The 11,985-nt window shown below is 68.9% G+C and carries 12 protein-coding genes; 10 read left to right on the forward strand and 2 right to left on the reverse strand.

Going from position 1 to position 11,985, the window contains the following annotated elements:
• Window positions 1-60: 60 nt before the first annotated feature.
• Window positions 61-696: a hypothetical protein gene (locus AB0H88_RS35255; protein ID WP_357652224.1), complete on the reverse strand. Its 636-nt coding sequence runs from the start codon at window positions 694-696 to the stop codon at window positions 61-63.
• 162 nt (window positions 697-858) lie between these two features.
• Between AB0H88_RS35255 and AB0H88_RS35260 the strand changes: the two genes are divergently transcribed.
• The 3 genes from AB0H88_RS35260 to AB0H88_RS35270 all read left to right on the forward strand — a co-directional run bounded on the left by AB0H88_RS35260 (window position 859) and on the right by AB0H88_RS35270 (window position 4,769).
• Complete coding sequence (locus AB0H88_RS35260) at window positions 859-1,380, forward strand: sigma-70 family RNA polymerase sigma factor (protein WP_357652226.1); 522 nt, start codon at window positions 859-861, stop codon at window positions 1,378-1,380.
• Entirely contained in the window at window positions 1,377-2,507 is a 1,131-nt protein-coding gene (locus tag AB0H88_RS35265) for a CU044_5270 family protein (protein WP_357652228.1), read from the forward strand. The genes AB0H88_RS35260 and AB0H88_RS35265 overlap by 4 nt, the downstream gene beginning before the upstream one ends.
• Before the next feature lie 222 nt (window positions 2,508-2,729).
• On the forward strand, window positions 2,730-4,769 hold the full coding sequence (locus tag AB0H88_RS35270) for a cellulose binding domain-containing protein (RefSeq protein WP_357652230.1): 2,040 nt from the start codon (window positions 2,730-2,732) through the stop codon (window positions 4,767-4,769).
• Window positions 4,770-4,954: 185 nt separating this feature from the next.
• Here AB0H88_RS35270 and AB0H88_RS35275 read toward each other — a convergent pair whose 3' ends face one another.
• The gene (locus AB0H88_RS35275) at window positions 4,955-5,344 is read right to left on the reverse strand and encodes a TraR/DksA C4-type zinc finger protein (protein WP_357652564.1); all 390 of its coding nucleotides are present in this window, start codon (window positions 5,342-5,344) and stop codon (window positions 4,955-4,957) included.
• A 177-nt stretch (window positions 5,345-5,521) separates the two neighbouring features.
• Here AB0H88_RS35275 and AB0H88_RS35280 point away from each other — a divergent pair, with 177 nt between their 5' ends.
• The 7 genes from AB0H88_RS35280 (at window position 5,522) to AB0H88_RS35310 (ending at window position 11,925) form a co-directional block, all read left to right on the forward strand.
• Window positions 5,522-5,899 carry a hypothetical protein gene (locus AB0H88_RS35280; protein ID WP_357652232.1) on the forward strand — a complete coding sequence of 126 codons (378 nt, stop codon included), beginning with the start codon at window positions 5,522-5,524 and terminating at the stop codon, window positions 5,897-5,899.
• 40 nt (window positions 5,900-5,939) lie between these two features.
• The gene (locus AB0H88_RS35285) at window positions 5,940-7,133 is read left to right on the forward strand and encodes a serine hydrolase domain-containing protein (protein WP_357652234.1); all 1,194 of its coding nucleotides are present in this window, start codon (window positions 5,940-5,942) and stop codon (window positions 7,131-7,133) included.
• Window positions 7,134-7,381: 248 nt separating this feature from the next.
• Window positions 7,382-7,855, forward strand: coding sequence for a hypothetical protein (locus AB0H88_RS35290; RefSeq protein ID WP_357652236.1), 474 nt, complete (start codon window positions 7,382-7,384; stop codon window positions 7,853-7,855).
• 190 nt (window positions 7,856-8,045) lie between these two features.
• Window positions 8,046-8,579 (forward strand): hypothetical protein, encoded by a 534-nt coding sequence (locus AB0H88_RS35295; RefSeq protein ID WP_357652237.1) that lies wholly within the window; start codon window positions 8,046-8,048, stop codon window positions 8,577-8,579.
• A gap of 27 nt (window positions 8,580-8,606) precedes the next feature.
• Window positions 8,607-9,623 (forward strand): hypothetical protein, encoded by a 1,017-nt coding sequence (locus AB0H88_RS35300; RefSeq protein WP_357652239.1) that lies wholly within the window; start codon window positions 8,607-8,609, stop codon window positions 9,621-9,623.
• A 21-nt stretch (window positions 9,624-9,644) separates the two neighbouring features.
• Window positions 9,645-10,979 (forward strand): Dyp-type peroxidase, encoded by a 1,335-nt coding sequence (locus AB0H88_RS35305; protein ID WP_357652241.1) that lies wholly within the window; start codon window positions 9,645-9,647, stop codon window positions 10,977-10,979.
• 67 nt (window positions 10,980-11,046) lie between these two features.
• A complete protein-coding gene (locus AB0H88_RS35310; protein ID WP_357652243.1) occupies window positions 11,047-11,925 on the forward strand; it encodes a bile acid:sodium symporter in 879 nt (292 codons plus the stop codon).
• The last annotated feature ends 60 nt before the right edge of the window (window positions 11,926-11,985 follow it).

The raw sequence follows: 11,985 nt of genomic DNA on the forward strand, positions 1-11,985 counted from the left end.
GTCCGAGTCCATCCCGAATTCGGCCTCGGCCGCCTGCATCTTGGCAGGTAGGCGGCATTGTCAAAGAGCCTGGCGCGCTTCCTCCACCGAGCGCAGGATGCCGTGGGCGCCGGTGGCCCCGGCGATCTCGGCCGCCTCGTCGAGCACCTCCAGCGCCTGGTCACGGTGGCCTTCCGCGGCGGTGATGTAGGCCAGGCCGATCAGGTTCGCGGCGACGCCGGGCCGGAAACCGAGCTCGCGGCGCAGGCGTACCGACTCCTCCAGTCGCCGGCGCGCCGGGCCCAGGCGGCCGGCGACGTGCTCGGCGATGCCCAGGTGCCGCAGCGCGTACGACATGGTCAGCTTGTCGCCCGCCTGGGCCGCGAGCTCGTGGGAGCGTTCGAGCATGGGGACCGCGGCGTCGTTGTCCCGGCGGACGACCTGGTGGAAGACGCCGATCCAGAACAGCGCCTCGCCCTCGCCGCGCACGTCGCCGAGGATTCGGTAGAGCCGCGCGGCGTGCTCGAACAGGCCTTGCTCGCTCGGGTCCTCCTCGCCCTTGGTCAGGAATCGCCCGTGAACGAGCCGGCCGCGGGCCAGGGCGAGATCCGCCTCGACCGCGTCCAGGTCCCGGTCGGCCGTCTCCAGCGCCGTGGCATCGCCGTCGAAGACGGCCCGCTCGTACAGCAGCCTGCCTCGTTCGATCCGTTCGTCCACGCTCATCCTCCGCGCTCGGCTGCGTCGCGACCGAGCGTATAGGTGGCCTCCTGGCCGGGCGGCAGATCGTCCTGATATTTCGGGATTGGCGTAACAACGAAGGGGCTCAGACCACTTCCTGGTGTCCGAAGAATAATGTCCGGGATTTAAGGGGTTGAGGCGGTGACGGATGATTCGCACCGGTTCACCAGCATGTACGACGAATGCCGACAACGCGTGTGGGCGTACGTGGTCAGTCGCGCGGGCCGGCAGGTGGCGGACGAGGTGGTGAGCGAGACGTTCGCGGTCGCCTGGCGGCGGCTGGACGACGTACCGGAGCCGGCCCTGCCCTGGCTGCTCGGAGTCGCGCGCAACGTCCTGCGCGACAACATCCGCGCGGAGACCCGGCGGGAGGCGCTGAACGCGGAGCTGCGGGCCTGGACCGAGGGCGACGTGGCCGACCAGGTGACCGAGCGGCTCGGCGTGCTGCGCGCGCTGGCCGAGCTGCCGGAGGACGACCGGGAGATCCTCATCCTCATCGCCTGGCAGGGCCTGTCCCCCAAGGCTGCGGCCCTCGTCGTCGGCTGCTCGGCGGCCGCTTTCCGCGTCCGGCTGCATCGGGCCCGCAAGCGGCTCAAGCAGGCGATGGAACCGGCGGGACGGTCCCGGCCCCAGGTGAAGAACCTCAGTGAGGAGTGGTCATGAACCCCATCGACGAACTACGGGCGGCCCGGCCCGCGCACCTCGGCGACGCCCCGGTCGACGAACGCACCAGGGCCGCGGAGCTCTCGTACGCCATGTCCCGGCCGCGGCCGGTGCGGCGCAAGCGTAGAAACGTGCGGCCGGTATGGGGTTTCAGCCTCATCGGCGCCGCGACCGCTGTGGCCGTGGTGGTCTCCGGCACTGGCGGCACGACGGCGCAGGCGCCCGTTCCGGCCCGCACGACGACCACGTCGTCCACCCCCAAGGTGAAGCTCTCGGCTCGGGACATCCTGCTGACCGCCGCCGCGAAGGCGGCCCGCCAGCCCGCCGGGACGGGCGCCTACTGGCACACCGTGTCCATGCGGCGAACCCTGTTCGCGGTCGAGGGCGCCGGCTACCGGGTCATGGAACGGCAGCGGGAGGAGGGTTGGACGCCCAACGCCACCGGTGGGGACCAGTGGGGCAGCATCAAGTCGCTCGGCGCGCGACCGGTCACCGCCGCGGACGAGGAGTCGTGGAAACAGGCCGGCTCCCCGGCCAAGATCCCGGTCAAGGTGCCGGGCAAGCCACGCCCGATGATCCTCTCGACCTCTCCCGGAAAGGGACTCACCGGCCACAGTCCCCTGGTCGACGGGGACAAAGTGTTCTGGCTCGGCCGGAACGTCACCATGAAGGACCTGCGCGGCCTGCCCTCCGACCCGGCCAAGCTCAAGGCGTGGCTGCTGCGCTCGTACGAGGGGCACAGCCCCGGGTCCAGCAGCGACCCGATGGAGGCCGACCCCTGGCTCTTCACCGTGAGCATAGGGTTGATCATCGACATGCCGGTCACACCCCAGGTACGCGGCGCCGCCTTCCGGATGCTCGCCGACCTCGACACCGTCGACGTCATCGAGAACGTCACGGACGCGGAGGGCCGCCAGGGTACGGCCGTGGCGATCGAGGAGCACACCAAGGGCTTGGGTGTCGTGGAGAACCGGCTGGTCTTCGACCAGGCGACCGGGCGGGGCCTGGCCAAAGAGAACGTCGTGGTCAAGCCCGGCGGCCTCCAGAGCGCCTTCGAACCCGGCACCGTGTGGAACTCGGAGGTCGTACTGGAAGCCGGCTGGACCGACAGCGAGCCGCCCTCCTGACCTCGCCGCCACGATCGCCCCCGCCCGCTGAGCGGGGGCGATCAGCATGCGGAGGCGGTCGTTCGCGGCGGATGGCCGGGGGGCGGATCACGCATCTCCGGGCGGATCGGCATGAAAGTTTCACCGTTGGTTGACGGGCATGACGCCACACCTCATGATCATGTTGCCTCCTGGCAGGAGGGGGCGTCGAGTGAATGCCGCTACCCATGGCGAGGTGCACCGATGCCGAGATTCTCCTTACGAGCCGCGTCCGCCGTCCTGCTGACGCTGACCGCCCTGAACGCCCCCGCGGCGCACGCCGACGAGGTCACCCCGGTCGCGGTGACCGTCAACGCCCGCGCCGCGCTTGCCACCGTCCCAGAGACCGGCATCGGCAGCAACCATGCCATCTGGGACACCAATCTGGGCACCAACCAGACCGCCGACCTGCTCAAGGACGCCGGGGTGAAGCTGCTGCGCTATCCCGGCGGCTCCTATTCGGACATCTACCACTGGGCAACTCACACCGCTCCCGGTGGCTATGTGGCGCCCAACACCGACTTCGACACATTCATGAGTGGTGTGCGCCGCACCGGGGCGCAGGCGATGGTGACCGCCAACTACGGCACCGGCACCGCCGACGAGGCCGCGGCCTGGGTACGTCAGGCCAACGTCACCAAGGGCTACGGCATCAAATACTGGGAGATCGGCAACGAGAACTATGGCAACGGGCACTACGGCGCCGCCTGGGAGGCGGACGATCACGCCGACAAGAGCCCGGCCGAGTACGCCCGCCATGTCGTGACGTACGCGGACGCCATGAAGGCGGTCGACCCCACCATCAAGATCGGCGCGGTGCTGACCACGGCCGCCAACTGGCCCGACGGCATTGTCGCCGACGGCGACGACGGCACCTGGAACAAGGTCGTCCTCTCGATCGCCGGACCGAAGATCGACTTCGTGATCCTGCACTGGTACCCCGGCGCCCTCGACAAGGCCGCCCACGTCCCCGACATGATCCAACTCACCCGCCAGCAGATCGCGAAGTACGCCGGGCCCGGTTCTGAGCGGATCGGCATGGCCATGACCGAGTTCAACACGGGGTCCAGCAGCACCGGCACCACCACCCAGCCCGGCGCGCTGGCCGCCGCCGACGCCTACGCGACGCTCCTGGCGAACGGCGTGTTCACGGTCGACTGGTGGAACGTCCACAACGGCATCGGCAACATCGCGCAGGTCGAAGGACAGACCGACTACGGTGACTTCGGCCTTTTGTCCAGCGCTACGTGCACCTCCGACGGGAGCGTCTGCGAGCCGCCGCTGAACACTCCCTTCGCGCCCTACTACGCGCTGCAGATGATGAGCAAGTTCGCCCGTCCCGGCGACCAGTTCGTCCGGGCCGCGACCGGCCAGGCGAAGGTCACCGCGCACGCCGCCCGCCGCCCCGACGGCGACCTGGCCGTGCTGTTGATCAATACCTCGTCCGACACGTCCTACCCCGTCACCATCGGCTACTCCGGCTTCAGCCCGGCCTCCGCGGCGCCGACCATACTGACCCACACCAACGGCGCCACGAGCATCACCGGTTCGACCGCGGGCAGCGCGACCAGCCAGACGCTGCCGCCGCTCTCGATGACCACCGTCGTGCTGCACCCCTCCACGCCCCAGACCGGCCGTCCGGGCGCGCCGGGGCAGCCGACCGCCGCCGACGTGACGGACCGCGCCGCCACGATCTCCTGGCCCGCCGCCTCCCCCGGCGCCCGCCCGATAGCCAAGTACGAGCTCCACCGCCAGAACGGAGCCATCAGCGAGCAACTCGGCGAGGCCACCGGCACCTCACTCACGGTGAGCAACCTCAAGCCGGGAACCCGCTACACGCTCAACGTGATCGCCCGCGACACCGGCGGCGGCGTCTCGTGGGCCTCCCCGCCGCTGACCTTCACCACCGGCACCCCCGCTTCGAGCTCCTGCACGGTACGGCTGACCGTCCAGTCCGACTGGGCCAGCGGCTACGTCGGCGCCATCGACATCACCAACAACGGCGCGCCGATCAACGGCTGGACCTTGGCCTTCACCTGGCCCAGGACCTGGCAGAGCCTGGGCAGCGGCTGGAACGCCACCTGGACGCAGGACGGGCCGGACGTCAAGGCCGTCAACGAACCCGGAAACGGCTCGCTACCGGCTGGGGCATCGACCGCGATCGGCTTCGTCGGCAACTACAGCGGCCCGAACGTCCTGCCGGGCGTCTTCACCCTCAACGGAACCGTCTGCACCACCCGTTAGGGCGGTGCCCCCCAAGGCCCCCGGGTGGTTCGTCCCACGACCGTCTCGATCCCTGTGACGGTCCGTGGCGGCTGGGGGCCTTTGGAGGAATACCCCCTCTGGGGGGCTAGTCAGTGCCCGGGGGCCGTCCCTCATCGGCGGTCCCCGCGCTTTCAAGGGCAGGGTCCTCCTCGGGTTCCAGCTGGTCAGCGACGGTGGTGGGCGGCGCAGCCGACACACATCTTGGCGGCCGGCAGGATCATCAGGCGCTCGATGGCGATGCGCTGCCCGCATTTCGCGCAGATCCCGTACGTGCCGTCGTGCAGCCGCTCGACGGCCAGGTCCAGATCGACGAGGTGCGTCTGGGCCTGGTCGAGCAGGGCCTCAATGTGGGCCCGCTCGAAGGCGGTGGACGTCCCCTCAGGGTCGTGCTCGTCGTCGGAGGCCGACTGCGCCGCCGACTGGACCATATCGTCCCGATCATGGCCCAGCACGGCGATGCGGGTTTCGGTTCTTTGACGGTCGGCGTCGAGCAGTTGTCGGATGGTCGCCTGCTCTGAGGGGGAAAGCGCGGCGTCCCGGTGTTGTGTGGTCATCACGGTCCCTCACCTTCCCTACCAGCGTACGCGTAAGGTTCTCCCATCCATCTCCGGAGCCGCCATAGTCAGGCCCCGGAGCGACGTCGCCGCTGCGGGGCGGAAACTTCGTCTTCGCTGTTGACGATGTTTCCCGTACCGTTCTATCGTCGTCTCCGACAGAGAAGTTGGCGCATCATGACCGAGCACTACCTCGGCGGTATCGGCATCGCCGAAGCGCTGGGGGTGAGCCGGCACGCGGTGCACAAATGGCGCTCCCGCTATCCGAGCGATTCGACTCATCCGTTTCCCGAGCCTGACGTCGAGATCGACGGGGCTCCCGGCTGGCGGGCTGATCGACTGGAGGAAATAGTGCGGTGGCGCAACGGCCTGCCCGGCCGCGGCGCCGGTGGAGGTCGTCCTTCCGCCGCACGTCAGGAGTACCTCAGGCACGCGGCGGCGCGCGGCCTGGAGCGGGGCGAGGCGCTCCGCGCTCTCCTCACGTTCACCGAAGAGTTTCCCGAGATGACCGAGCCGGAAGTCTGCGCCTGGCTCATCGAGAAGTGGCGCGGCTAGCACTTCCCGGCGACATCACAAGACCGGAAGGCGATGACGCATGCCCGAAATCGGCGGCAGCACCGCACCAGGATTCGAAGAAGTGCGTACGGCATTCGCCGCCAATCTGGCCGACCGCCAGGAGGTGGGCGCCGCGGTGGCCGTCTACCTGCACGGCCGGAAGGTCGTCGACCTGTGGGGCGGAATCGCCGACCCTGAAACCGGCCGTCCCTGGGAGCGCGACACCCTGCAGGTCGTCTATTCCACCACCAAGGCCATCACCGCCGCCTGCGCGCTCCTGCTGGCCCAGCGCGGCGAGCTGGACCTCGACGCACCCGTCGCCGACTACTGGCCGGAGTTCGCGGCGAACGGCAAAGACCGCATCCCCGTCCGCTGGCTGCTCACCCACCAGGCCGGACTGCCCACGATCGACCACCCGATCACCCCGGCGGAAGCGATCGCCTGGGACCCGATGGTGACCGCGCTGGCGGCCCAGCGCCCATCCTGGGAGCCGGGCACCGACCATGGCTACCACGGGCACACCTACGGCTGGCTGGTCGGCGAGGTCGTCCGCCGGGTGAGCGGGCGCAGCCTCGGCACGTTCCTCGCCGAAGAGATCGCCGGACCGCTCGATCTGGACCTGTGGATCGGGCTGCCGGAAACCGAGCGGCATCGGGTCAGCCGGATCATCGCCACCCCGCTCGACCTGGACGCGCTGGCCCGGATCGACCTGGACGCCCTTCCCGAACCCATGCGCGAGGTGATGGCGGTCTATACCGATCCGACGTCGTTGACCGTGCGGTCCCTGTTGACCATCATCACGCCCGCACTGGACCACAACAACCCCGACGAGCAGTTCGCCGAGATGCCCTCGACCAACGGCATCTGCACGGCTCGCGCGCTGGCCCGCTTCTACGCCGCGCTGATCGGCGAGGTCGACGGGCAGCGCGTTCTCTCCCCCGAGACCTTGGCGGCGGCGACCGCGGAGCAGGTCAGTGGTGTCGACCGCATCCTTCGGGTACCCGTCCGGATCGGCACCGGTTTCGGCCTGCCGACACCCGACGCCTTCTGGTACAGCCCGACCGCCTTCGGGTTTCCCGGCATGGGGGGATCGCTCGGCTTCGCCGACCCGGCGAGCGGCCTCGCGTTCGGCTACGTCATGAACCACGTTCTGGAAGGAACACCTGACCGTAGAGCCGCCACCCTCCTCGACGCGGTCCAGCGCGCAATGGAGACCGCTGACCTGCGCCGATAGTGACCGTGTAGCGATCGTGTAGGCCCCGCGACGACAGTCGTTCCTGGCCCTTACCGGGGCAGGAACGAAGGGAGACGTCATGGTCAAGACGGCCAGGTTCTACGCGCTACGTCGTCAGCGCCCTCTCCACCGCCGTGTTCAGCCTCAACGGCTGAGGCTCGGTCCCTCCTGACGGCTCCTGGGAGCGGCTTCGTGCCGCTCCCAGGGACCGTCGTGTTCCATGACCACCGCGCAAAGGATGGGACAGGATGTTCGGGACAGCCGCCCGGCAGTTGGGGTACGCCTGGTCGATGCTGGCGGGCCGCCGGTTCCGAGTGAAGGACGTGACCGCGCTGGTCGAAGACCTCCGGGCGACCTTGTCGCGGTCCATCGCCCAGATCCTCATCGAGCGGGCGGCGACCATGACCGGGGCGGCCTTCGTCCACGTAGGTCTCGTGGACCCCCGCGCCACGCTGGACCGGTTGGCGGTTCCGCTGCACGTCCCGGGCAAGCGGCCACAGATGACCCACCTCAACACGACGGCTTCGTACCTCGCGGCACTGGTCCAGGAGGCCGAGCGGGGCGGCTGGGACGCGAAGGACTTCGGCGTTGAGGAGCAGCGTGGCCAGTACGGCCCGAGGCTTGCCACGAAGATGGATCGGGGCCTACGGGGTCCCTTCCAGGAAGACCTGAACGGAGCCCAAGACGGCGAAGTGGTACACCATGAAGTGCCCAATCCCTAGCGACACCTAGGAGAGATCCCTAGCGTAAGAATCGTCCATTGATACCATGTGGATCAAGCTTGATCTCCCTCCCCGGACAAGCGACGGGCGCGCAGTCGCAGACTGGCTGGTAAAGCCGCATTATGCGACAATTAGGGCATTCAGCCCGTTTTATCCTTCCCCCAGGAGTAGAACGACGGAGGGGATGGGCATGGAGATCAGGCCGCAGGCGGCCGTCATTCCGAAGGAGACGGACCACCTGGAGCAGGGCAAGTATGGCCCTGTCTACCCGCGGACCCCGGCGTGTTACGGGTTCACCATCATCGCGAAGGTCAAACCCGGCCGAGCCGACGCGATCCGCGAATACGGCTACACCCTCGCCAAGGCGCTGGAGGCCGACCCCAACCTGCTCGCGCCCTTGAAGCTGCACTACCTGCGCTGGGTGCTCTTCGACGACGACACGCGCTTCATGTACCAGGGCATCTTCGACACCGACTTCGACAAGTACACCGAAGACGCCATCGCCCTGTTCACCCGGGCGGGAGTGAACACGGCCTTCGAGAACCTGGAAGGCTTCCCCGAGGACTGGAAGACCAACCCCGAGGCCTTCATCAGATTCGTCCGTGAGCACCACTGCCCGAGCTTCATCGAGTACGGCGAGTACCCGTACGTCACCGCCGACGAGATCAAGAAGGCTCTGCGGATCAAGAGCGCGATGTCGGAGATGCTCGACCAGCTGCAGTGACGCCCACCAGCGCTTCCTGGAGAAGAGATGAGCGAGTCCAGAACCGCGCGCACCTACAACCAGAACCATGTGCCGCGCCCTTACAGCCCCGGCCGGCGCCGGCTGAGCATCTATGTGGCATGGAGCTATCCCGCCGAGGCAGGCAGGGATGTGACCCAGCTGGACAACCGGTTCTCCACGATGACCGAAGTGCGGCGCGTGACGTGGCCGGCCTACGAGGACCCGAAATGGTCGGATCCGCTGCGGTTCCAGCAGGGCATCGCGGGCGGGCTGGAGCTGTTCTTCTGGGGCTGGCTGCCCTTCCAGCAGTACGTCGAGGAGAGCACCGGATACCCCGTGCCTGTGTACCAACGCGTCGATCAGGCGGGTTTCCACACCCCGCTGGACGAACGGGTGCTGGCGGACACCGACACCCTGTTCGTGTGGGGGCTGGACCACATGATCACCGGGCAGGACGCCACACCCGCGGAGATCGAGGCGGTGCGCGAGTTCCTCACCCGCGAGGGAACCTGCCTGGCTCTGGGGCCGCATCACGACGTCGGCGCGTCGGACGACATGGCGGTGCGCGACGTGGAGTATCGCCATCACGGCGACGCGCTGGTGCCCCGCCAGCAACGCTTCGGAAGGTACACCCGGTCGCTGATGGCGGGCCTGGGGGTGCCCGTGGAGAACCGCTACGGGCTGCGTCCCGCGGTGACGGAAGGGCGCAAGAGCGCCCCGCTGTCCATCGCCAGGGATCTGGACACCAAGGGGTGGCTGGAAGGCGTGTCCAGCTTCAACTTCCACATGCACCTGCCGCACTACGCCGTGACCACCGACGATCCGAACGTCGTCCACGTGCTGGGCAGGCAGCCGATCGACATGTCCAGGCCGCACCCGTTCACCGAAGCCGGCAACACCGAGTTCAACATGTTCCTGTGGATGCCACCCAGCGGCGACCGGGCCGGTGACGTGATCTTCGCCGACACCACGATCTTCAGCTCGCTGTTCGGCGTCGACGAGAGCCTGCGCGCCTTCTGGAACAACATCGTCTCGGCGAAATAGCTGATGGGGAGGCTGGTCCAGATGAGCGAGGACATCAGCGTCAAGCTGGAGCTCGACGACATCCAGCGCGGGGTGCTCAGCCCGAGGCCGACACCGTACGCGGCGACCTACATCCTGTTCCGCATCGACGACCGCGAGCACGGGCGGGAGCTGATGCGGCGGGCCAGTGCCGTGGTGACCTCGGCCGCCGACACGGCGAGCCCGCTCGGCGAGACCTGGGTCAGCGTCGCGCTCACTTACCACGGCCTCAAGGCGCTCGGTGTTCCGCAGGAGTGGCTGGACACCTTCGCCTGGGAGTTCCGGCAAGGCATGGCGGCACGGGCCAACGCCTTGGGCGACACCGGCGAGAGCGGCCCCGAACACTGGGAGTCTCCGCTCGGCACGCCTGACGTCCACGTGGTGCTGGTGGCACTCGCGCCCGACAGCGCGCTGCTGGAGGCCGCCGTCGACCGCGCCCGGCCTGCCTACGAGGCCCTGCCCGGCGTGACGGCGATCTGGCGCCAGAACTGCCACGCGCTGCCCACCGAGACCGAGCCCTTCGGCTACCGCGACGGCATCAGCCATCCCGCCGTCGAAGGCAGCGGCATAGCCGGTACGAACCCGTTGGAGACGCCGCTGAAGGCCGGCGAGTTCGTACTCGGCTACCGCGACGAGCTCGGCGGCATCCAGACCCCGCAGCCCGATGTGCTCGGGCGCAACGGCACCTACGTGGTCTTCCGCAAACTCCACCAGCGCGTCGCCCTGTTCCGTCGGTACCTGAAGGACAACGCCACCGACCCCGCGGACGAGGAGCTGCTGGCCGCGAAGATCATGGGGCGCTGGCGCAGCGGCGCGCCACTGGCGCTCAGCCCCCTGCACGACGACCCCACTCTCGGGGCCGACCGCACGCGCAACAACATGTTCCTGTACGAGCGGGACGACGCCGCCGGCTTCACGACCCCCGGCGGGTGCCACATCCGCCGGGGCAATCCTCGTGATGCCGCGGTCGCCGGGGTGCCGCGGCTGCACCGCATGATCAGACGCGGTACGGCGTACGGCCCGCCGCTGCCCGACGGAGTCCTGGAAGACGACGGAGCCGACCGGGGGCTGATGTTCGCCTTCGTGGGAGCGCATCTGGGGCGGCAGTTCGAGTTCGTCCAGTCCGAATGGATGAACGACGGCGTCTTCTTCGGCGCGGGCGACGCGAAGGACCCGGTCGTCGGCGCGGGGTCGGGCTCAGGGGACTTCACGATCCCCCGGCGTCCCGTACGGCGACGCCTGTTCTCCCTGCCGCGATTCGTCGTCACGCGCGGCGGCGAATACTGCTTCATGCCAGGACTGACCGCACTGCGCTGGCTGGGCGACCTGACCGGCTGACCGCTAACCAGCACGCCGACCCCCAGGCCAGGGCGACGCCGCTCCGTCATGACGACCGGGAGCCTTCATGAACACGCTGCACCTGCTGTTCAACGCCGTCACGGTCGTCTTCATCGCGGCCACCATGTTCGCCGCCGGTCTCGGCGCGACGCTGCCGGCCCTGCGCGCCGTCTTCGCGAACGTCCTGCTGCTCGTCCTGGTGCTGGTGGCCAACCTGGTCGCCATCCCGCTCCTCGGCTGGGGCCTCGCCGCCCTGTTCGGTCTGCCCACGGCGGCGTACATCGCGCTGCTCCTGACGGCCTCCTCCCCCGGCGGACCGTTCGGCGCGAAACTCGGCATGGTGCAGAACGGGGACGTGGTCGCGGGGGCGGCGATGCAGGTCCTGCTGGCCGCCATCGGCAGCGTCACCTTCGGGCCTACCGCGAACCTCATCCTCCAGGCGGCCGACGTGGGCGGCGGAGTCGCCCTCGACGTCCCGGTGCTGATGCTGACCGTCGTGGTCCTCCAGCTCGTGCCGTTCGCCGTCGGACTGATCGTGCGACACTACGCTCCGGCCATGGCGCCGGCATGGCAGCCGGTGGCCGCCAGGACGTCGAACGTGACGTTCCTCATCGTGCTGGTAGGCATGCTCGTGGGGAACTGGCGTGACGTCGTCGCGCTGATCGGCTCACTCAGCCTGCTCGCGGGCTTCGTCTTCTCCGCCCTCTCTTTCGCGCTCGGTACGGCCCTGGCCACCGGACCACCGGCACGCCGTACCACGATGGGCGGAGTCGCCGCGGTACGCAACGTGGGCCCGGCACTGGCCGCCGTCGGTCTCGCCTTCGGCAACGCGCCGTCCATCCTGGGAGCTCTGGCCGCCGTACTGCTGAGCGGCCTGGCCGCGGCGGTCCCCATCGCGGCGGTGCTGAGTCGTCACCGGGCGCGACCTCCACATGAAGATCGCTAGCCGCTAGCCTGACCCGGGTTGATCACTTTCGGAGGTGCCGTGATGCGGGAACCCACGGCA

Origin of the sequence: Nonomuraea sp. NPDC050680, assembly GCF_040654555.1 — a bacterium.
Lineage (GTDB): Bacteria > Actinomycetota > Actinomycetes > Streptosporangiales > Streptosporangiaceae > Nonomuraea.